Here is a 22,687-nt window from a genome sequence, read left to right on the forward strand (position 1 = left end):
TTATTAAATAACATAAAAATAAATAATATTATAAAAAACACTATCTCATTATTTTTTTCTATGCTATACTGTCTTTGAAATGTGTCTCTTTAACAAGCAAACATTAGCTTATTTCTTGCTTTCCCCAAAAACAAGAAATACCCCAAAAGTTAATTTCCGCTCTTGCGAGACGCTTTCTCCATTTCTGGCGAACGTTTTTCAGAAATGGCCCCGATAAAAAAGGACGTGAACAGCTCATTCATATGAGTCAGTTTCATGTCCTTTTTTGTCACTTCATTTACAAAAGTGGCGAGACTAATCGAGCTAAGCCCTCTTTTAATTTAATAAGCATCCCACGTTGTTCATACAGTTCCTTTGTCAATTGTTTTGAGACTTTTGAATCATCAAAAAACGTAGTTCTCACTTGTGTTGCCATTCGTTCATCATAAATCAGTGCATTGACTTCAAAATCTAAACGAAAAGATCGCACATCAATATTTGCTGATCCTACCGAAACGATGCCACTATCGATGATCATTGTTTTCGCATGGATAAAGCCATTTTCATATGTTTCTATAATTGCCCCATATTGAATCAATTCCGCTGCAAAGGAATAAGTTGCCCAATATACTAAAGGATGATCCGGCTTATTCGGTATTTGAAGATGAACTTTTACTCCCGAAAGCAAGGCCAGTTTTAATGCCTCATGAATGGATTCATCAGGTATATAATAAGGTGTTTGGATCAGGATCTCTCGTTTAGCTAAAGAAATCATTTTAAGATAGGTCATTTTGATCTGTTCATGTTCTGAGTCTGGTCCACTAGTGACGATTTGCATGGCAATACTTCCCGTTGATTCCATCGTAGGGAAGAAACGAGGCTCATAGCTGACTTCTCTAGCATTTTGTGAATTCCAGTCCATCAGAAAACGATTTTGCAAAGCATAGACTGCTTCACCATAGATCCGCAGATGATTATCTCGCCAATAACCAAATTTTTTCACTAGTCCTAGGTATTCATTACCAACGTTAAAGCCCCCTGTATAGCCAATATGGCCATCAATCACCACAATCTTGCGGTGATTACGATAATTGATTCTTGGATTTAAATAAGGAACAAAGAGCGGGAAAAAGAAGGCCACTTCTCCTCCAGCTATCTTCAATTCATGAAAGAACTTTGAAGAAACTTGGGTCGATCCCCAAGCATCTAGCAACACACGTACTTTTACCCCACGACGTGCTGCTTCAGTCAATGCTTCACAGACCTCCAAACCTAACATGTCACTTCGATAAATGTAGTACTGCAAGTGGATGTGGTCTTTCGCCTGTTTGATATCTTCGATCAGCGCATCAAATTTTTCTCGTCCATCTGTAAATAGTTGGACATCATTTCTAGATGTATACAATGTACTTTCAAATACGGTCAACATATAAATCAATTGCTTCACATCCACCTGACCTGTGGGTGGATGTGGATATAAGCCGCGCATCAACGCTTGCTTGTCTTCTTCAATTTCTAGATTTTTCCCGATTTTCCCTTGGATTTTCAAATCAAAAATCTTGTCTTTTGAAATCCCTCTTCCAAAGAAAATGTAGAGAATAAAGCCAACGATTGGAATGAACATCAAAACTAACAACCAGGCCCATGTCTGAGCCGTTTCTTTTCTTTCACGAAAGACAATGATGATTGACAGTAATATGTTCGTAATCAAAATGACTGTAAAAAAATTTTCAACAATAATACCCATAGCTTCACCTCTTCATTTGACTACCTTCTTAAGAATAGCGAAGTTATTTTTTAAAGTAAAGAAAAAGTAACATTTTTCTTTCTGACCAAGGCAAAGCGACACTTCTAGAAAGATATTTTAAACTTCAAAATAGTTGATTTGTTTTTACCTTATCCTATTAATCCCACTATTAAAAAATAATAAAATAGAGAACTTACCCAAACTTTTACATTTCAGCTTATGATTTACCATGAAAAGTCTAGCTTACAAAAATAAAAAAATGAACAGAAAGATTTCTTTCTGTCCATCCATAGTTCCACGATTTATTTCTATCCATGAACACTAGATAAAGGAATTGCGCTCCTTTGACCCTGTATGTTCACGAATAAAGATTAAAATTTCAAGAATCTTCTCATTGAAATAATGGAACCTAGTGATCCAATAATGATACCGATACCTGCCATCAAGAGATTGATCTTCCAGATGATTTCATTTGGTTGAATCAAAGAATAATGGGAACGCAATAATGATGGATTGATCATTCGGAAAATCTCACTATAACCAAAAGTCATGATCAAGATCGGAATGATTGAACCAATCAACCCGATCCAACCGCCTTCTAAGAAGAATGGCCAACGAATATAACCATTTTTTGCACCCACTAAACGCATGATCTGGATTTCTCTTTGACGCGATAAGATCGTGATACGAATAGTATTAGAGATTAAGAACATTGCCACAAATAAGAGTAACGCTGCAGCAGCTAATCCCCAAGTCCGTACAGCAGCAGCAATTTGGAAAATTCGATCCGAAGATGTCCCACCATAATCTGATCGGAACACATTTTTTAGCTTAGCAGCTGCTTCAGATACTTCTTTCGTATGTGAAGGTGCAGTAGCCCTAACCACATATACATCATAAAGTGGGTTACCATCTCCTTCAAACAAACTCCAAGAATCACCCATAGCGTCTTGGATCTTTTTCAATTCTTGATCTTTACTTGAGAAGGACACGTTCTTCACATGATCCAATTCATTCAATTCTTTTTCTAATGTTTTCATATCTTTCTCATTGGTTCCTATATCAACGAAAACCGACACATCGACATTGTTTTCAACATCTTCAGCGAGTTTCGTCGCATTCAAGATGATCCCCATAAATACCCCCACAAGAGTCAGGGTAATCGTAACTGCACTGACCGACGCAATCGTCATCCAGCCGTTACGTTTTAAACTTTTGATACTTTCTAATACATGGCGGAAAAAGGTTCTAATCATCGTATCCATATTCTCCTTCCGCTTGGTCACGAATAATCCGACCATTCTCTATGGCAATCACTCGATGACGAATGGTATTAACGATATTACTATTGTGGGTTGCCATTACCACTGTTGTCCCTTGAGCGTTGATGCGATCTAATAATTTCATGATCTCCCAAGAGTTTTCTGGATCTAAGTTCCCTGTAGGTTCATCTGCAATCAACACTTTAGGTGTGTTGACGATGGCTCTAGCAATCGATACACGTTGTTGCTCCCCACCGGATAATTCACTAGGAAATACGCGAACCTTATGTTTTAGGCCAACCAGATCCAACACTTCCATCACTCGTTTTTTGATATCTCGAGGTTTTCTGCCGATTACCTGCATAGCATAAGCGACATTTTCATATACAGTTTTCCGTGGAAGCAGTTTATAATCCTGGAATACGACACCAATCTCACGTCGTAAAAGAGGGACTTCACGATCTTTGATTTTCATTAAATCATGACCTGCAACATTCAATGTTCCTTTTGAAGCTTTTTCTTCTCGATACATCAGTTTAATGAATGTAGATTTACCAGCCCCAGATGGACCTACCACATACACAAATTCCCCTTGATCAATCACAATCGAGAGATTTCGGATTGCTGTAGTACCATTTGAGTACTTCTTCATTACATCCTTCATTTCAATCATGGCGTTCTCTCCATATCTTTTCAGTCTTTAGTCATTATAGCATGGGAATGTTTCAACTTCCTTGCGAAACCTTACAATTTTGTTTCAATTCTCAACGAAACATTTATTAAAGATGCATTTTTAGATACCCATCAATAAACATATCTAAATCCCCATCCATCACTGCTTGGACATTTCCGGTCTCGACATTCGTTCGATGGTCCTTGACCATTGAATAAGGATGGAATACATAAGACCGAATTTGTGAGCCCCAGCCGATCTCCATTTGTTCTCCTCGAAGAGCAGCAGCTTCTTGTTCCTTTTTCTCTACTTCTAATTGATAAAGTTTCGCTTTCAACATTCCCATTGCCTGTTCTCGGTTTTTAAGTTGAGAACGTTGGGCTTGACTAGCTACTACAGTACCTGTTGGAAGGTGGGTGATTCGTACAGCAGATTCCGTTTTGTTGATATGCTGTCCACCAGCCCCACTTGCACGATATGTGTCGATCTTCAAATCATCTGGATTGATATCTACATCTATCGTTTCATCTAACTCAGGCATCACATCAACAGAACAAAAAGAGGTATGACGACGTTTAGCTGAGTCAAAAGGTGAGATTCTAACTAAACGATGAACACCTTTTTCTGATTTTAGATAACCATAAGCATTGTGTCCTTTGATCAACAAGGTCACACTTTTAATCCCTGCTTCATCCCCTGCTTGATAATCTAACATTTCTACCTGATACCCATGTTGCTCTGCCCAACGAGTGTACATTCTTAATAACATACTTCCCCAGTCTTGTGATTCCGTTCCACCTGCGCCAGGATGTAACTCAACAATCGCATGATTCCGATCATACGGACCATCTAATAACATAGCTAATTCGTACGTAGCCATTGCTTCTTTTAATTTATTCATACGTGTCTGTGCTTCTTCTTGCATCTGTGGATCTGGTTCTTCTTGAAGCATCTCAACCATCAAATCTAATTCTTCCAGCTCATGAGCTAATTCATTGAATTGATCATATGTTTCTTTTTTGGCATTGTTTTCATTGATTACTTTTTGTGCTTCTTCACTATTATCCCAAAAACCTGGTTCAGCCATTTTTGCTTCTGCTTCAGCAATATCTTCTTCCAGCTGATCTAAGTCAAAGAGACCTCCTAAAGCTTGTGACTTTTTCCTGCATTTCGGACAGGAGATTGCGAATTTCAGAAATTTCCATCGTTGTGTCCTTCTTTCTGTCTATGTTACATCATTTAGTCTATCAGAATACGGAGTGAACAAAAAGGGAAAACTGGTGGCAAGTTTGGCAATTGCTAGAGAAAACAATCTTATTGATCAAGTCAAGTTTTCTTTCTTAAAAAGCAACTTTAATACCTGGTTACTTTCTTCTTTTTTGTATGGCACTTGTTTTTATCAGTCATTCCTTTTTTTGTACGTCCCATTTGATTCAATCATTTCATTTATTACTACTCGGAAATAAGCAGGGAACTCACAAAAATCAAAAAAACAATTTTTGGAATTCCCTGCTTATCTAAAGTTGTGCGTGTTTCACTGCTCATGGAGCACACAATATGACCAATCGAAAATAGTACTAGCCTTTTCGGATGGTTGACTTGTTATCAAAAAATAGTATCTCTTACACTGTTCGACTTTAGAGCATTCAATGTCTCTGCTCTAATCTATTAATTGATTAGTTTTCACCTTTTCCATGGCAGTTTTTGTATTTTTTTCCACTCCCACAAGGGCAAGGATCATTTCGTCCAACTTTATTCACTTTGACCGGCTGTGATTTAACATTTAAACGACTGTTATCTTTCGCATCACCCTCTGTCGGTTGAACCGGTGTCCCTTGAGAAACTTGTTCACGTTGGACATTTTGACGAATCTCTGCCTTCATAAAGATTCTTGTTACTTCGTATTCAATCGCTCCCACCATGTCTTCAAACATTTTATATCCTTCTGTTTGATATTCGACAAGTGGATTATTTTGTCCATAAGCCCGTAACCCGATTGATTGACGTAATTGGTCCATCGCATCAATATGATCTGTCCATTTGGAATCGACGACACGCAAGATCACGACTTTTTCAAATTCAAGTAACTGTTCTTTCCCATTCAATTGAGAAGCTTTAGTATTGAAGACTTCTTGCGCTTTTTCATACAAGTAGTCTTTCATTTGTTCTGGCGACTTACCGTCGAGATCGGCAAGTGAGATCTCATCTTCATGAACCAACGTACTACCAGCAAAATCCACGATTCCTTCAAGATTCCAATTTTCTTTTTCCAATTGAGTATGAGCATCAACTACACGACTGATCGTTCGTTTGACCATATTCATCAATGGTTGTGACAAACTAGACTCTTCCATGATGACATCTTGACGTTGTTTATAGATTACTTCACGCTGTTCACGCATGACATCATCGTATTGCAAGACATTTTTACGTGTATCATAGTTATTTCCTTCCACACGTTTTTGTGCAGATTCTACTTGTTTTGTTAGCATCTTACTTTGGATGACCGCATCTTCTTCACCGATTTTCATCCGTTCCAAGAAAGCTTTGATTCTTTCTGAGCCAAAACGTTTCATCAAGTCATCTTCTAAAGAAAGATAAAACTGTGACATCCCAGGATCTCCTTGACGACCGGAACGTCCACGTAACTGATTGTCGATACGTCTTGATTCATGACGTTCTGTTCCGATAACAGCTAAACCACCTAATTCTCGCACACCTAATCCAAGTTTGATATCAGTCCCACGACCAGCCATATTGGTAGCAATCGTAACTGCTCCCTTTTGACCGGCATTCATAATGATCTCCGCTTCTTTAAAGTGGTTTTTCGCATTCAAGACTTCATGAGGAATACGCTCACGATTCAACAGATCTGAAAGCAATTCTGATGTTTCGACTGCGACAGTACCCACCAGTACCGGTTGACCTTTACGGTAACGATCTTTAATGTCTTGGACTACGGCATTGAATTTGCTTGTTAAGGTTGGATAAAGCAAATCAGGACGATCATCACGAATAATCGGACGATTGGTTGGAATTTGGATAACTTGAATGTTATAGATTTCTCTAAATTCTTCTTCTTCTGTTTTGGCTGTACCGGTCATACCAGAAAGCTTTTTGTACATACGGAAATAGTTCTGGAACGTGATTGAAGCCATTGTTTTTGTTTCATCTTCGATCTCAACGCCTTCTTTAGCTTCAATTGCTTGGTGCAAGCCATCTGAATAACGACGTCCGTCCATGATCCGACCAGTGAACTGATCAACGATCAACACTTTCCCTTCTTGGACAACATAATCAATATCAAGGATCATGATGTAATTAGCACGTAATGCTTGGTCGAGATGATGCGTCAAAGCAGAATTCTCAATATCATATAGGTTGTCTAGCCCAAATGTTTCTTCCGCTTTTTCGATACCAGCTTCGGTTAAACTGATTGTTTTTGATTGGACATCAATTTTATAATCTTCTTCTTCTTTCAAGCGTTTAACGAAATTATCTGCACGTGTATAAAGTGCTGTTGATTTTTCTGCTTGGCCAGATATGATCAATGGTGTTCTTGCTTCATCAATCAAAATTGAGTCAACTTCGTCGACGATCGCATAATTCAATGGTCGTTGAACCATTTGATGACGGTAAACCACCATATTATCTCTTAGATAATCAAACCCTAATTCATTATTCGTACTGTACGTGATATCACAGTTATATGCTTCACGTTTTTCATCGGATGATTTTGAATTGAGGTTCAAACCAACTGTTAATCCTAAAAAGTTGTATAATTCACCCATTTCAGAAGAGTCACGTGTGGATAAGTATTCATTGACTGTAACTACGTGGACACCTTCACCTGTCAGAGCATTTAAATAAACGGGCATAGTAGCAGTTAAAGTTTTACCTTCACCTGTGCGCATTTCAGGGATATTTCCATCATGAAGCACGATCCCACCCATTAATTGGACAGGATAAGGATATAATCCTAAAACACGTTTAGCTCCTTCACGAACCACTGCAAACGCTTCAGGCAGTAATTGATCCAAAGTTTCACCTTTTTTATATCTTTCTTTAAATTCATTTGTTTTTGCTTGTAGTTGTTCATCTGTTAATGCTGCCATTTCATCAGCATGAGATTCAATTATTTTAACAATACTTTCTAGACGTTTTAGTTCTTTCTTATCATTTTCGATAAGTGAACGAATAAAATTGGCCATGCGCTGTGTAATCTCCTTTTTTATATAATCCATACTATGTAGATTCTATTTTCTATTTTATCATTAGTTATCCATAATTGAAATAACTTAAGTCAATTAATATGAGAACTTCATAATAATTTCATATTTATCTCGGATAAAACAAGGTAAAAAAGAACTTGCAGCTTCCAATACTGGAAACTGCAAGTTTATTATTTGTTTAGATTTCGTTATTTATCAATCGGTTTCAATCAACCCATATTTACCATCTTTACGACGGTAAACAATGCTGATTCCGTTTGTTTCCGCATCTTCAAAGATGAAGAAGTTATGACCTAGCATGTTCATTTGCAAAACAGCTTCTTCACTGTCCATTGGTTTCAATGATAAACGTTTTGTACGAACAATATCTAGTTCTGACTCGTTTTCTTCCTCTTCTTCGTTGTTAAACAACACTGCTGCATCAGCCGTGTTTAGACCAGTTTCACGAGATTTGCGATTGATCTTTGTTTTAAATTTGCGGATTTGACGTTCCAATTTATCAACAACCAAATCAATACTTGCGTATAGATCAGGTGAAGTTTCTTCAGCACGTAATACTAAATAAGGTAATGGAATCGTAACTTCCACTTTTGCTGTTTTTTCAGTATAAACTTTTAAATTAACATGCGCCGTCGCATCGGGAGCATCACTGAAATAGCGTTCTAATTTTCCTACTTTTTTCTCAACATAGTCACGAATCGCTTCAGTTACTTCGATATTTTCGCCGCGTACATTATATCTAAACATAAAAACTACCCCTTTCGTCTACCACAGTCAAGAAGGAGAAGGACCACTCTTTCCCTCTTCTTAATTATATTATATCGAACTCTACTACTTTTGCAAACTAAATCGCTGTCAAAAACATGTGTTTCCATACAAACTCAACGTGCTAACGAAAAGCTTTGGATCTCTTGAGGTGCATTTCGTATTAAGCAACTTGCTCCGTGAAAGATGGTCTGGCCAGTCGTATAAACATCATCGATCAAAAGAATCTTTTGATTTGTCACATCAATTGATTGATTGGTGAATTCAAACGGTTGTGGCATCGATAGCCTTTGTTCTCTCGTCTTTTTAGATTGAGCTGGTAAATGTTTTTTGCGAACTAACAGTTCCTGAAAGGGAAGATCAGCTGCAATGAGCATTTCACTGACTTGGTTGAATCCTCTTTCACTTATCCGCTCAGCTGACAGTGGGATCGGGCAATAAATAAAATCTGGATACATTTTTTTTAATTGCTGCCATTCACCGACAAAACTTTTAGCTAACCGAATATCTCCAATAAACTTGTACTGTTTCAACCACTGTTGAAATGGTTCATCATACTTAAAAAAGGCACGATGACAAAAAGGGTATTCAGGATACTGCTTTTTCCATTGCAAGCAATCTTTACAGTACCATATAGTTGTGTCGTTATTTTTAACTATTTGTTGTAATGGATCTACCTTCTGACACCCCTCACAGCCTTGATCAACTGGTAGACTGTGAAAAAACGAGCGACACTCTTCACACATACCAGAACCCACCTTCGACCACCTGAAAATTTCACTGATTTTAAGGTTTCTTATTTGTAGTTTTTTACAATAAACACATTTCACAGCGTTGTTCCTTTCCTTTTTTGTTCATTTGTTTGATTTCTTGACAAGCTTTAACGATCGCTTTTGTTTTCTCTTCGTATAAAAAGTAGACTTTACTATTTGTGAACTTCCCTTTACGATCAGCCCTACCAGCAATTTGCACGAGGGAAGATTTTGTGAAAACTTGGTGATCGGCTCCTAATACAATCACAGAGATTCGTTCGAAAGTGACCCCCCTTTCTAAAATCAAGGTCGTCAAAAAAATATCGTACTTTTGATTTCGCATCCTCCGTACTTTTTGCGAACGATCATTATCTTTTGATGAAGCAGCTGTGATCCTAAAAGGGAGTTGTTGTTGCAAAACTTGCTCAAGTTGATTCATCAAATGGATACTCGGACAAAACAGTAATAGATGATTCTCTTTCACTAGCTGATGGATCAACTGGATCAATGTTTTATTCTTCCGTGGATGCAAACAATTTTTCCGCCAATTATTCCAAAAATAATTAATTGGTTCAGGTAATAAACGTTGATGAAAACGCAAAGCTAGGTGATGAAGTTCAAATGTTCCCCTTACCTTTTGTAGTAAATGATCATCAGGAGTGGCACTTAAATAAATCAATTGTCCTTCAGATCCAAGCGCTGTTTCTACCGCATACGCTAATCCTGAATCACCGGTAAACGGAAAGGCATCTACTTCATCAATCACTAGTAAATCAAAAGCTTGATAAAACCGATATAATTGGTGGGTCGTACAAATCACCAGTGTGCTGTAATCGTAAGCTTCCTTCCTTTTTCCATGGAGCAAGCGGATTGATTCATTCGGAAAAACTTGTCTGAAGCGTAGAAACAATTCATTACAGACATCTAGCCTTGGAGAGGCGATTCCCACTCTCCCCCCTTGCTCTAACACCTGTTTGACACTTGCATAAAGCATCTCTGTTTTACCAGCACCCGTTACTGCCCAGACAAAATGATGGCGCTTTAAGTGAGATTGAACTAATCTTTCTGAAATACTTTTTTGTAAAGGAGTCAACGTCTTAGACCATTCGAATTTGACGATCCTTGGTATTTCTTTCGGTTGTTCAAATAAATAAAGATCCTGTTGGCTGTCGCAACGTCCTAAAAAAAGACAATGAGGGCAATAAAAAAAAGTAGCACTGATTTTTGCTTCATTTAATCGTGTGCTTGTCCCACAGCGATTACAGTATAGTTCTTTTTTCTTTACTGTAACAGAATCTATCATTTGGTGATCTACAAAAGGCAACCAAGCCCTTTCTTCCTCTACTTCTCTTGTAAGTAATCTTCTATCATATAAATTTTTTTTGCTCATTGATTTCCCTCCACAAGATATATACGAAAAACGAAGCAGACAGAGTTATTTTTGAGCAAAAAAAAAACCGGTAAATCACGAAAATGATCTCTTATTTTCGGATGTTACGGTTTGCTTTTTTAGTTTATTTCATCGAGTGTGCGATTCATTTCAATCAAATAACCAGCTTGATTTTACTAGTTGGTTAAAAACGACATACTCTTTTTTTAAATTGATGACCACGACTTCATATCCCGCATTCAGCCAGCCATAAGCTCCTTTTTCTGGATGCTTGTAATCATTCGCCCACCAATCCGTACTTTCTCTTGCAGTCTTAGGTAAGCCACTACTTGGAAAAAGCAATTCATCAAATTGTGTAAAGGTTAATGTGATTTGGGAACCCCCGTTTGTTTTTAAATAATGTGTGATCACATCATATTTCTTTACCCGCTCTTTCATGTTAGCTTTCCCCTTTCTTTTCTTTATTATCTTATAATCCCTCGGTTGTGCAACTACTATCCCTATTGAAAGGAGCAACGAACTTCTTTATACTTGTTCACAGAGTGTCAGTAGAATAGATGAAAGAAGTGAATTTTATGTTAGAACGTTATCGGACGATTAAAGAAGACGGTCAAAGCGAAATCGAGATCAAAAAATCGCGTTTTATCTGTTCGCTGAAACGTGTCCAAACGGAAGAAGAAGCTAAAGACTTTATTCAAGGGTTAAAAAAAACACACTGGAAAGCAAATCACAATTGCAGTGCCTTTGTGATCGGTGAGAAAAATGAGATCCAACGTAGCAGTGATGATGGTGAACCTAGTGGAACTGCCGGAGTTCCCATATTAGAAGTCCTTAAAAAAAATGAGTTGATCAATGTGGCAGCAGTGGTTACACGCTATTTTGGCGGTACCAAACTTGGTGCTGGTGGATTGATTCGGGCATATGCACATGCGGTTTCTCATGCTATAAAAGAAGTGGGCATAGTAGAAGGTCGATTGCAAAAAGAAATTTCTTTAGCTCTTTCATATCCACAATTAGGAAAAGTCGAAAATTTTCTTGAGCTTCAACAAGTGACCGTAAAAGAAATCCTTTATACCGATAAAGTAAACATTAGTTGTATGATCAATCAAAAAGAAGTCGATTCTTTTAAAGACTCTGTGATCGAACTCTTAAGCGGCCAAGTGGCTTTTACAGAAGGTCCCGTTTCATATCATGAACAACAGATTCAGCTAGAAAATTAAATTTTTTTCAATTAAACCAGAGAAGAAAAAGTAACTATTACCTTCTTTCTCTGGTTTAATTTGCGTCATTTCTGTCAATCCACTTATTGATCCAATCAGCTTGTCACCTATAAAAAATGGTGTTCTGAATCATGAAAGCTAAAACACTCACTTTTTTATGACCACTTATCTTTCCAAATAAAATTCAAATCGATCACCAACATATTGTGTTCGTACATATTCAAAAGGCGTCCCATCTTCAAAGTACGAAATCTGACGCAATCTTAACACCGCATCACCACGTTTTACATCTAGATATTCAGCGATTTTTTCAGAAGCTAGAATCGCTGAAATCGTTTGATTCGCCGCACCAATCTTATTGCCACCTTTTTCTTCCAAGATCCGATAAAGCGATTCAGTGATTTCTGCTTTGCTGTAACCATCAATAATCGATTGAGGAATACTTGCAATTTCAAAGCAAATCGGAATGTCATCTGCAAAGCGTATACGTTCCATTCGTAAGATCGTATCCTCTTTTGATAGCTGAAGCTTTTCCATCTCACTAGAGCTGGGAGAAGTCAAGAAATAGGAAATCGTCCGACTAGACGGTACTCGGTTTTGAGATTCCATGATTTCAGTAAAACTAGTGGCTCCAGACATTTTTTCTTGCACTTTTTCTCGCGCCACATAGGTCCCAGAACCAATTTTTCTTTCTAAGATCCCCTCATCTGCTAAATTTTGAATTGCCTGACGTAAAGTCATTCGGCTGACATTGAATTTAATAGCAAGTTCTCTTTCTGAAGGGAGGCGATCACCAATTTTCCAGACACCTTGTTCGATTTCACTTTTAAGTTGATCATGAATTTGTATATATACCGGTAATTGATTCGACATAACGTATATCCGTCCTTTCGTTTCCTTTATTATAACTGGTATATACCTGATTCACAACAAAAAAACGTTTAAGTTGCGTACCATACACCTTTCTTTATCATCTCTAGACACTTTTGCCTCTCAATCAAAAAAGGTTCGAACAAAGGTTAACGAGCTGGTATACTCCTCTATTGAGGGAGTTGTAAGCTTCATTCCAATCTTTTTTTGATTGTTCTTTTTTAAGCTCCATCATTCTAAAATTAATAAAGACGGCATCTTTAGGAAAGCCGTGAATAAGCTTGTGGTCCATCCTTCTCTCATACAAAATTCACCAGATAATAAAATGATGATGGTTTAATTTTTACTAGTCAAATGTGGTTAAGTGTAGATTTTTTTGCTTATTTTACCAAGATTAAATAACAAAAACTCCAAAAATCACTAAATTGGGTGAATTTCAGAGTTTTTGTTATTATTAACGATTTTTTGCTAGCCATTTTTTCGTATGATTGGTAGGACGTTTTGCTTTGACTTGGATCATTTTCTCTGATTTTTTTGGTAGATGGACTTCTACGTCATACTTTTCTGATTTAATCAGATCATAAATTTTTTCTGCTGTCTCGTCTACTTTTTCTTTCCACTTCATTTACTCCGCCTCCTTTTTCTTATCTATAGTCTTACTCTAGCTTAATTTGCTCGAATCTTCAAGAAACAAGATGCTGAACACAAAAAAAGAGTGATCGCTATCGGATCACTCGACTGACTGGGGTAGCTGGATTCGAACCAACGCATGAGGGAGTCAAAGTCCCTTGCCTTACCGCTTGGCTATACCCCAATAAAAATGGAGGAGAGTGGATTCGAACCACTGAACCCTAAGGAACGGATTTACAGTCCGTCGCGTTTAGCCACTTCGCTACTCCTCCGAAAGGTTTGTATCAACCTGACTTAGTTATAATACCTAATTTTTCAGATGAATGCAACCCTTTATTGAAAATTTTTTTGATATTTTTTTAATCGTGAAGATTCCAGTGACGAATGACTGTTTCTATCGCATTTTCAAGGCTTTTTTCTTTCCCAAAATCTTCTTCTCCTAAGAAAATCTCAAATTCTTTAGGCCCATAAGCTAAGATTTCACCAATTAATTTTTTACCAATAAATAACTGAGTCACCTCATAGGATTTTCCTTTGATGTCTTTTTTTATTTCCTCAATACGAACTTCGATATCTTTATTTTTTTTTGACATATTTTTCCACCTCCCTCATAGTTTATCATATCTATTGGTAGAAAACATAGAGGAAATATGAGACGTGCTACTATCCTTCTAGTTGGGCAGAATAATTAGCTGCAGCTCCTATCAAATTGGCATCATTCCGATAATCACAAACTAAAATTTCAGGGTCAAAATCATTCAATCCTAGCTGGCTAGTCAATTTTTTCATCCGCCCATTGATTTCCTCGATCAATCCCTCTTTTGCAGAAATCCCGCCACCTAAAACAATGACCTCTGGATCAAAGGCAAATTGAATGCTAAAAAGGCCTTTTGTCAAATAATCATAAAATTTTTCTACTTCTTCAAGAGCGATCTGATCTCCTTTTTCAGCTAAATCGAAAACGTCTTTCCCACTATAGGCCTTCTTATCTACTCCTTTGCGCTCACAATAGCGCCAAGCCATTTGAACGGCTGTACCTACTTTACTAAAGGTTTTATCCCCATCGAGAAACATCAAGCCAAACTCACCACCATAAAGATGGGCACCTTTATTTAATTCACCATTGGTAAACATCGCACCACCGATACCAGTTCCGATTACAACAAAGGCAACATTTTGATAAGCTTGAGCAGCTCCTTCATAAAATTCAGCCATCCCTGCACAATTGGCATCATTTTCGATGGCAACAGGTAATTCAAACATCTCTTCTAATTCTTGGTAAATGTCAAAGCCATGGATATAAGGAATGGCACTGATCCCTTCAATCATACGGCGTTCACTGTTGACAACGCCAGGTGCGCTAAGAGCAACACCATCGATTGTTCTTTCTTTTGACAATTGATTAAATACTTGAAATAATTGTTTTTTCATTTCACTCCATGTTTCAGGTGTCGAAAAATTTGCTGTGTCTGATAATCTCTCTCCATCCCAATAACCATATTTTACAGCTGAACCTCCAAAATCAAAAGCTAAGATCCCCATAATCGATTCTCCTTATCCTTAATAGGATTATTGTAATGCAATTCAGCTAATTTTAAAAGCGCTTTCTAAAAAAGATTATAATTGTTTTTCTAAGGTTACTTGGTCCCTCAGAAGGACGCCGTCTTCATAAATTGGTTCTTTGTAGTTATGGATGAAATAATCCTTCTCTCTGGAAACTTCAACGAAACCTTTTTTCTGATATAAATGTAGGGCTTTACTCGTCACACTTCCTGTACGAATGATCACGCATCGTTGTTTTTGTTTTACTAAATGAAAGTATTCAAATGCGTAATCTAATAGTTTCCCTCCGATTCCTTGCCCTTGAAACGAAGGCGCAACAGAAACATTCATGATCTCAAATTCTGTGTCTCTTGTGATAAAAACTAATATTCCCAAAACTTCGCCTGCTTCTTCCCAAATAAAGCCAGCACCTTCGTCAATATATTTTGTAACTTTTTTCTTTTCAGGATCAGCTTCTAATAACAGTTCCCAAGGTAAGTTCTGCTTGTCTAGCCTTTTATACATAAGATCTTCTCCTTTCTACCAAAGAGTCAGATCTATTTTTTTATGTATTTTTTATAATCCGGCATTTCTTTGTCTATTTTATTACGGGTCAATGAAAAAGTGCGTGGAACGTAATCAATTCCTCCTTTTACAAATGGATGACACCGTAAAATCCGTGCAGTCCCCATCACGGTTCCTTTGATGGCTCCATGTACCTGAATCGCTTGGATCATATAGTTTGAGCAAGTGGGATAGTAACGACAACTAGGTGGGAATGCGGGAGAAATAAATCGTTGATACCCACGCACTAAATAAATCAAAATTTTTTTCATTTTTTCACTCCTGTGGAAAAAGAGGCTAGGACAACTAGTGCCAGCCTCTTTTCTTAAACTATCATAGCTTATTTGATTATAGGACAACATTTTTCCTTACCATAACGTAGATCACTGAGGTCTATCTAGCGTCATAAAGATAGGTCAAAATCAACTTAACAAAATGTTGAAGTCACTAGATCCAAGTCATAAGATCAAATAAACGGTGATTTGATTGCTGCATTTTTTGGAATCATTTTTTTACTTAAAGAAATCAAAAATATGCAACCATAAGCTTGGTTGAAAGACTTTCAATGGGCTACCCCCACCTATTAATCCATAACCAATCATTGTACCAATAATAAACAATAGGATGGCAAGGAAAATAACGACTAAAATCTTCACTAGATTTATTAAAATATATCGTTGATTTGTCATATCTGCCACATCCTTTAAGCAATTGTTTGTGTTGCTTTTTCTATCGGTGTTTCTTCTACTTCCACGCGTTCAACATCTGCACCTAATTGTTGTAATTTAATATGGAAGTTATAATAGCCACGATCTAGATATTTCAAGTTGCGAACACGTGTAATCCCATTTGCTTTCAAACCAGCTAATACAAGGGCTGCTGCTGCACGCAGATCTGTTGCATAAACTTCCGCCCCTTGTAGCTCATGATTGCCGTCCATAATCGCGATATTACCATCTATTTTCACATGAGCATTCATACGTCGCATTTCTTCTAAGTGTTGGAAACGATTCTCAAAAACCGTTTCAGTAACCATACTCGTTCCTTCAGCCACCAATTGGATAGCTGTCATCTGTGCTTGCATATCAGTCGGAAAACCAGGATGTGGCATAGTTTTCACATCTGTAGGTAAGATATGTTTTGGTCCAATCACTCGTACTCCACCATCTTCTTCAGTAATCGTTGCACCCATTTCAATCAATTTAGAGATCAATGGACGATTGTGTTCTGAAATAGCGTCAGCGATTAGTAAATTACCTTCTGTCATCGCAGCAGCTACCATAAATGTTCCTGCTTCGATCCGATCTTGAACGATTGAATGATTCACTGCATGCAAATGATCGACACCTTCGATACGCATCGTTTCAGTGCCTGCACCGTAAATATTTGCGCCCATTTTATTTAAAATATTGGCAAGATCGACGATTTCAGGTTCACGCGCTACGTTTTCAATAATTGTTGTGCCTTTTGCTTTTACTGCAGCCATCATGATATTTTGTGTTGCACCCACACTTGGGAAATCTAAATAAATCGTATTACCGATCAATTGATCTGCAATAGCTTCGATATAACCATTTTTTTGAATGATTTTTGCACCTAATGCTTGGAATCCCTTAAGGTGTAAATCAATTGGGCGTTTGCCAATTGCACAACCTCCAGGCATTGCAACTTTAGCATGACCATTTCTTGCAAGTAGTGGCCCCATTACAACGATCGAAGCACGCATTTGACTCACATATTCATAAGGTGCTTCAATTTCTAATTGTCTAGAAGCATCAAGTGTTACTTGATTATTTGCTTCATCAAATGCTACATCTACATTTAAATGACGGATCACTTGATTCATAGTGAATACGTCAGAAAGAATTGGCACGTTATCTAATACGGTCGTTCCCTCTTCTGCCAATAAACTAGCGGCTAAAATCGGCAATACCGCATTTTTAGCTCCTTCAATTCTTACTGTTCCATTTAATCGATTGCCACCTTTTACGATGATCTCTTCCATGTTGTTCCCCCCAAAAAATTCCAATGAGTATACATCTGCTCAAAATCTTTTTTATTATAACATTTCTACTTTTAAAATAGTACCTTTTTTTAATTTTATAGGCTGACGAAAAGATTTCGACATAACGCAATGATTTCTAAGAAAAAATTGCTAGCTGTATACCCTAAGAAAATTGAAAAAAGTACGATTGCCATTCGAATTTGTGTTGTGTGCATTGATCGAAAAAATGTCTCAACACGCAAAGAACGTAAAGACCAAAAGGCTAAATAGATGAAAGCCAGATGACTTACGATTCGGATGATTGCATCAATTCCGTATAATTGCATCAATACGTCCTTTCTAACAAATGTTTTTTTGATAACTAACACAATGATGATACCATAAATTCAATAAAAGTAGAAATTATTGATTGTAAAAATGATAAATATCGGTAATTTTCTTGATATTCTATGAAAATCATGTGAAAGATAACCACTGCTTTTTCATTTAATTACTTTATTCCCTCTATTTACAATAACTCGATGGATACGGTTTTTTTTATAAAAAAAGAAACCCAATAATCATGAAAGTAAGAAAATAGTTTCAGATTATTGGGCTTCTTTGTCAGAGGTAGACGAATAATGAAGAGTCTCCCCTTGAACTTTACTGTAATTTTGAGGATTTATTCTTACTGAATAAGGATTTGATCACTCATATCAATTCCCATTTTTAAGAATGTTTCGAGACTTTGATACGGTTCACTGCACGGTGCAATGCAACCGTAGCACGTTTCAATTCGTTTTTGTCTTCTTTTTGCTTGGCTTCTTCGATTTGTCGTTCGGCACGTTGTTTGGCTCTTTCCGCTCTAGTAACATCGATATCACGTTCACGTTCAGCACTATCGGCTACGATCGATACTACATTGTCCCGAACTTCCATGATGCCGCCATTCACAGCGATCCAATCCACGTGTGTATCTGAATCTGTCCGTTTTACACGAACTTCATCGATCGTCAAAGGCACGATGATTGGGGCATGTTTTGGTAAAATACCAATTTCCCCAGCTGTTGTTCGAGCAACAACGATCGCTGCATGGTGATCATAGACCAAACCGTCAGGAGTAACCACATTAACTGTTAAATATTGATCCATGGGGCACCCCTTCCTAGTAACCTAGTTTTTTCGCTTTTTCGACGACGTCTTCGATTCGACCAACACTTCGGAATGCTTCTTCAGGAAGGTCATCATATTTTCCTTCTAAAATCTCACGGAATCCTTTGACAGTTTCTTCTACTGGTACATAAGAACCTGGTAGCCCAGTAAATTGTTCAGCCACGTTGAAGTTTTGTGACAAGAAGAATTGGATACGACGAGCGCGTGACACCAATACTTTTTCTTGGTCAGATAATTCATCCATCCCTAAGATAGCAATGATATCTTGTAATTCACGATATCGTTGCAACACATGTTGCACTTCTGTAGCTACTTTATAATGTTCTTCTCCGACGATTTCAGGAGATAAAGCACTTGAAGAAGAAGCTAATGGATCCACGGCAGGGTAGATACCTTGCTCTGTCAATTTACGTTCCAAGTTTGTTGTTGCATCTAAATGGGCAAATGTAGTTGCTGGCGCAGGGTCAGTATAGTCATCCGCTGGTACATAGATTGCTTGGATCGATGTGATGGATCCTTTTTTCGTAGATGTGATCCGTTCTTGTAATTGCCCCATTTCAGTTGCTAACGTTGGTTGGTACCCAACAGCTGAAGGCATCCGTCCTAAAAGGGCCGAAACTTCTGAACCAGCTTGCGTGAAACGGAAAATATTATCAATAAATAATAGCACGTCTTGCCCTTCCACATCGCGGAAGTATTCCGCAATCGTCAAACCAGTCAATGCGACACGCATACGAGCACCTGGCGGTTCATTCATTTGGCCAAATACCATCGCTGTTTTTTCGATTACCCCAGATTCTTTCATTTCATAATAAAGGTCATTTCCTTCACGTGTACGTTCACCTACACCGGTAAATACGGAAATCCCCCCATGTTCTTGGGCGATATTGTGGATCAATTCTTGGATCAACACGGTTTTACCAACACCGGCTCCTCCAAACAAACCGACTTTACCACCTTTTAAGTAAGGGGCTAATAAGTCGATTACTTTGATCCCTGTCTCAAGGATTTCTGTACTCGTACTTAATTCATCAAAATTAGGTGCTTTTTTGTGGATCTCACTTCGTTGTGCATCCTCTGGGAATGGTGACTCCAAGTCGATGGTTTCTCCTAATACGTTGAAGACACGACCTAGCGTCTCAGTTCCAACTGGAACAGAGATAGCTTTACCTGTATCGATAACTTCCATTCCTCTTTGTAGTCCATCCGTAGATTCCATTGCGATCGTACGGATGACCCCGTCACCTAATTCTAATGCTGCTTCAAGAACAACTTTTGATTTTTGCTCATCATTTTTATAAACAACTAATGCGTTGTTGATATCTGGTAAGGATTGGTCTAAAGAAAATTCCACGTCGACAACGGGACCGATTACTTGAACAATCTTGCCTGAACTCATCTTTTTTCCTCCAATCTCCATACTATTCTAGCGCCGAAGCTCCGGCAACAATTTCGGTAATTTCTTGGGTAATTGCCCCTTGTCTTGCACGGTTATAGGAAACCGTCAAGTCATCAATGATCGATGCAGCATTATCAGTTGCTGTCTTCATGGCTGTCATACCAGCCGCATGTTCTGCGGTTTTGGCATCAACTATTGCGCCATAGATCAAACTTTCTGCATATTGAGGCAACAGTTGCGACAAGATTTCTTCTTTTGATGGTTCGAAAATATACTCTTGATCAAACTTCGTTGCTTCTTCAGGATCTAAATCTGAGATTGGGAGCATTTTTTCTACACGAAATTGACTAGTTAATGAATTGATATGATGGTTATAACATACATATAATTCGTCGAATACTTCATTTTGATACATAGTTGTCGCCATGTTGACGATTTTACGAACTTCATCAAAGCTTGGTTGATCAGATAAATTACGTAATTCATACGCTAAGTTGATTCCACGTGCTTTGAAAAATTCTGCACCCGTTCCACCGATAGCAATCATGACATAATCTTCTGGTGATTGATGATCTTCTTCAAGAATCGACATTGTTTGCTTCAATATCGAACTATTATAACCACCCACTAAGCCACCATCAGCTGTGATCACGATATAACCGGTTTTCTTCACGGGACGGCTGATCAGCATACTATTATAATTGATATCTCCTCGTTGATTATCTGAGGCGATGTCATTTAATTGCGTTGCTGTTAAATGTGTCACAATTTCTCTGACTTTGTTCGCATAGATCTGAAACTTCTGAGAAGAAGCTTCAGATTTTGTTAACTTAGAGGCAGAGACCATTTGCATGGCACGAGTAATTTGACTTGTCTTCTTTGTTGACGCAATTCGTGTCTTGATTTCATTTAATGAAGCGCCCATTCATCTCACCTCACTATGCATTTTGAATGGATTTCAATTTGTCTTCTGTTGAAGAACTATTTCCTTTTGTTGCCAAAAAAATATCTTTATATTCTTGGATCGCTTGATTCAACGTTTCTTCTTCTGGAAGATCTTTTGTTGTGCGGATCGTTTCAAAAATATCCGTATGGTTTGTATCTAGATATTCAAATAGTTCATGTTCGAAATCTAAAATGCTGTCCACAGGAATACTGTCTAAATACCCATGAGTCAATGCATATAAAATCACTACTTGTTTTTCAACGGCTAGTGGGGCATGAAGTTTTTGCTTCAAGATTTCCACTGTGCGTCGTCCACGATTCAATTTTGCTTGAGTTGCAGCATCTAGATCGGAACCAAATTGAGTGAAGGCTTCTAATTCACGGTAACTTGCCAAATCCAAACGTAGTGTCCCAGCAACTTTTTTCATTGCTTTGATCTGCGCAGAACCACCTACACGAGAAACGGATAATCCGGCATCTACAGCTGGTCGTGTACCTGCATAGAACAAATCACTTTCTAAGAAGATTTGACCATCCGTAATGGAGATCACGTTCGTTGGGATATAGGCAGAGATATCTCCTGCTTGTGTTTCAACAAATGGTAAAGCAGTCATTGAACCGCCACCTAAATCATCACTTAACTTAGCAGCACGTTCTAATAAACGTGAATGTAAGTAGAATACATCTCCTGGATAAGCTTCACGACCTGGCGGACGGCGAAGTAGTAAAGATAACTCACGATAAGCGACAGCTTGTTTTGATAGATCATCAAAAATGATCAATACGTGTTTGCCGTTATACATGAATTCTTCACCCATAGCAGTTCCTGCATAAGGTGCGATGTATAACAATGGCGCAGGTTGAGAGGCACCTGCATTCACCACGATGGTATAATCCATGGCACCATATTTTTTCAATGTTTCTACTTGTGTTCGGACTGTAGAATCTTTTTGTCCGATAGCTACATAGATACAGATCATATCTTGCCCTTTTTGGTTGATGATCGTATCAATTGCAATAGATGTTTTCCCAGTCTTACGGTCACCAATGACTAATTCACGTTGTCCACGGCCGATTGGGACTAATGCATCAATGGCTTTTAAGCCTGTTTGCATTGGTTCACTTACTGATTTACGTTGCATGACACCTGGTGCCATTGCTTCAACTGGGCGAGTTTTATCTGTTGCAATTTCTCCTAAACCATCGATTGGTTGACCAAGAGGATTCACCACGCGTCCAATCATTGCGTCACCGACTGGCACTTCCATGATTTTACCTGTACGTTTAACTTTGTCTCCTTCACGAATGGATTCAAAATCGCCCAAGATAATGATCCCTACATCATTTGATTCTAAGTTTTGTGCCATCCCATATGAACCATTTGAAAATTCAAGCAGTTCACCACTCATGGCATTTTCTAGTCCATGTGCACGTGCGATTCCATCACCGACATATGTCACTGTACCGATTTCTTCGACTGAAAGCACATTTTCATAATGTTCAATTTGTTCTTTAATCAAGGCACTAATTTCTTCTGCTTTGATAGCCATTCGATTCACC

General features: G+C 37.9%; 23 protein-coding genes and 2 tRNA genes. 1 reads left to right on the plus strand and 24 read right to left on the minus strand.

The window, feature by feature from the left end; genetic code table 11:
- Positions 1-277: 277 nt before the first annotated feature.
- From cls to A5844_RS08335, 9 genes are all read right to left on the minus strand, one after another.
- Positions 278-1,726 carry a cardiolipin synthase gene (cls, locus tag A5844_RS08295; RefSeq protein ID WP_086284737.1) on the minus strand — a complete coding sequence of 483 codons (1,449 nt, stop codon included), beginning with the start codon at positions 1,724-1,726 and terminating at the stop codon, positions 278-280.
- Between the two features lie 371 nt (positions 1,727-2,097).
- Positions 2,098-2,982, minus strand: a complete 885-nt coding sequence (gene ftsX / locus A5844_RS08300) for a permease-like cell division protein FtsX (protein ID WP_306297851.1) — start codon at positions 2,980-2,982, stop codon at positions 2,098-2,100.
- On the minus strand, positions 2,975-3,661 hold the full coding sequence (ftsE, locus tag A5844_RS08305; RefSeq protein WP_086284739.1) for a cell division ATP-binding protein FtsE: 687 nt from the start codon (positions 3,659-3,661) through the stop codon (positions 2,975-2,977). The genes ftsX and ftsE overlap by 8 nt, the downstream gene beginning before the upstream one ends.
- Positions 3,662-3,767: 106 nt before the next feature.
- A protein-coding gene (gene prfB / locus A5844_RS08310) for a peptide chain release factor 2 (RefSeq protein WP_179190575.1) occupies positions 3,768-4,866 on the minus strand; the annotation gives its coding sequence in 2 pieces (ribosomal slippage) (positions 3,768-4,793 and positions 4,795-4,866; 1,098 coding nt in all).
- Between the two features lie 471 nt (positions 4,867-5,337).
- The gene (gene secA / locus A5844_RS08315) at positions 5,338-7,872 is read right to left on the minus strand and encodes a preprotein translocase subunit SecA (RefSeq protein WP_086284741.1); all 2,535 of its coding nucleotides are present in this window, start codon (positions 7,870-7,872) and stop codon (positions 5,338-5,340) included.
- A gap of 216 nt (positions 7,873-8,088) precedes the next feature.
- Complete coding sequence (gene hpf / locus A5844_RS08320) at positions 8,089-8,640, minus strand: ribosome hibernation-promoting factor, HPF/YfiA family (RefSeq protein WP_086284742.1); 552 nt, start codon at positions 8,638-8,640, stop codon at positions 8,089-8,091.
- Positions 8,641-8,774: 134 nt separating this feature from the next.
- Positions 8,775-9,404, minus strand: coding sequence for a ComF family protein (locus A5844_RS08325; protein WP_256924540.1), 630 nt, complete (start codon positions 9,402-9,404; stop codon positions 8,775-8,777).
- A 64-nt stretch (positions 9,405-9,468) separates the two neighbouring features.
- Positions 9,469-10,800, minus strand: a complete 1,332-nt coding sequence (locus A5844_RS08330; protein ID WP_086284744.1) for a DEAD/DEAH box helicase family protein — start codon at positions 10,798-10,800, stop codon at positions 9,469-9,471.
- A gap of 150 nt (positions 10,801-10,950) precedes the next feature.
- Positions 10,951-11,238 carry a DUF7662 domain-containing protein gene (locus A5844_RS08335; RefSeq protein WP_086284745.1) on the minus strand — a complete coding sequence of 96 codons (288 nt, stop codon included), beginning with the start codon at positions 11,236-11,238 and terminating at the stop codon, positions 10,951-10,953.
- Between the two features lie 137 nt (positions 11,239-11,375).
- Here A5844_RS08335 and A5844_RS08340 point away from each other — a divergent pair, with 137 nt between their 5' ends.
- The gene (locus tag A5844_RS08340) at positions 11,376-12,020 is read left to right on the plus strand and encodes a YigZ family protein (protein WP_086284746.1); all 645 of its coding nucleotides are present in this window, start codon (positions 11,376-11,378) and stop codon (positions 12,018-12,020) included.
- 165 nt (positions 12,021-12,185) lie between these two features.
- Here A5844_RS08340 and A5844_RS08345 read toward each other — a convergent pair whose 3' ends face one another.
- The 15 genes from A5844_RS08345 to atpA all read right to left on the minus strand — a co-directional run bounded on the left by A5844_RS08345 (position 12,186) and on the right by atpA (position 22,677).
- Positions 12,186-12,893 carry a GntR family transcriptional regulator gene (locus tag A5844_RS08345; RefSeq protein WP_086284747.1) on the minus strand — a complete coding sequence of 236 codons (708 nt, stop codon included), beginning with the start codon at positions 12,891-12,893 and terminating at the stop codon, positions 12,186-12,188.
- Between the two features lie 451 nt (positions 12,894-13,344).
- Entirely contained in the window at positions 13,345-13,515 is a 171-nt protein-coding gene (locus A5844_RS14270; RefSeq protein ID WP_086284748.1) for a hypothetical protein, read from the minus strand.
- 117 nt (positions 13,516-13,632) lie between these two features.
- Positions 13,633-13,704, minus strand: a tRNA-Gln gene (locus A5844_RS08355).
- Between the two features lie 7 nt (positions 13,705-13,711).
- A tRNA-Tyr gene (locus A5844_RS08360) sits at positions 13,712-13,792 on the minus strand.
- Between the two features lie 87 nt (positions 13,793-13,879).
- Positions 13,880-14,113 (minus strand): DUF2969 domain-containing protein, encoded by a 234-nt coding sequence (locus A5844_RS08365; protein WP_086284749.1) that lies wholly within the window; start codon positions 14,111-14,113, stop codon positions 13,880-13,882.
- A gap of 70 nt (positions 14,114-14,183) precedes the next feature.
- Positions 14,184-15,062, minus strand: coding sequence for an ROK family protein (locus A5844_RS08370; protein ID WP_086284750.1), 879 nt, complete (start codon positions 15,060-15,062; stop codon positions 14,184-14,186).
- 75 nt (positions 15,063-15,137) lie between these two features.
- Positions 15,138-15,587, minus strand: coding sequence for a GNAT family N-acetyltransferase (locus tag A5844_RS08375; RefSeq protein ID WP_086284751.1), 450 nt, complete (start codon positions 15,585-15,587; stop codon positions 15,138-15,140).
- Positions 15,588-15,619: 32 nt separating this feature from the next.
- Positions 15,620-15,898, minus strand: a complete 279-nt coding sequence (gene yidD / locus A5844_RS08380) for a membrane protein insertion efficiency factor YidD (protein ID WP_086284752.1) — start codon at positions 15,896-15,898, stop codon at positions 15,620-15,622.
- Positions 15,899-16,138: 240 nt separating this feature from the next.
- Positions 16,139-16,315: a DNA-directed RNA polymerase subunit beta gene (locus A5844_RS08385; protein WP_086284753.1), complete on the minus strand. Its 177-nt coding sequence runs from the start codon at positions 16,313-16,315 to the stop codon at positions 16,139-16,141.
- Between the two features lie 14 nt (positions 16,316-16,329).
- Positions 16,330-17,631 (minus strand): UDP-N-acetylglucosamine 1-carboxyvinyltransferase, encoded by a 1,302-nt coding sequence (murA, locus tag A5844_RS08390; RefSeq protein WP_086284754.1) that lies wholly within the window; start codon positions 17,629-17,631, stop codon positions 16,330-16,332.
- A gap of 95 nt (positions 17,632-17,726) precedes the next feature.
- Positions 17,727-17,957, minus strand: a complete 231-nt coding sequence (locus A5844_RS08395; RefSeq protein ID WP_086284755.1) for a DUF1146 family protein — start codon at positions 17,955-17,957, stop codon at positions 17,727-17,729.
- A gap of 382 nt (positions 17,958-18,339) precedes the next feature.
- Complete coding sequence (locus A5844_RS08400; protein ID WP_086284756.1) at positions 18,340-18,762, minus strand: F0F1 ATP synthase subunit epsilon; 423 nt, start codon at positions 18,760-18,762, stop codon at positions 18,340-18,342.
- Positions 18,763-18,775: 13 nt separating this feature from the next.
- Positions 18,776-20,182, minus strand: a complete 1,407-nt coding sequence (gene atpD, locus A5844_RS08405) for a F0F1 ATP synthase subunit beta (protein ID WP_086284757.1) — start codon at positions 20,180-20,182, stop codon at positions 18,776-18,778.
- Between the two features lie 22 nt (positions 20,183-20,204).
- Positions 20,205-21,107, minus strand: coding sequence for a F0F1 ATP synthase subunit gamma (locus A5844_RS08410; RefSeq protein ID WP_086284758.1), 903 nt, complete (start codon positions 21,105-21,107; stop codon positions 20,205-20,207).
- A 13-nt stretch (positions 21,108-21,120) separates the two neighbouring features.
- Positions 21,121-22,677 (minus strand): F0F1 ATP synthase subunit alpha, encoded by a 1,557-nt coding sequence (atpA, locus tag A5844_RS08415; protein ID WP_086284759.1) that lies wholly within the window; start codon positions 22,675-22,677, stop codon positions 21,121-21,123.
- Positions 22,678-22,687 lie beyond the last annotated feature (10 nt).

The sequence above is a fragment of the Candidatus Enterococcus wittei genome (assembly GCF_002140175.1).
GTDB lineage: Bacteria > Bacillota > Bacilli > Lactobacillales > Enterococcaceae > Enterococcus_B > Enterococcus_B wittei.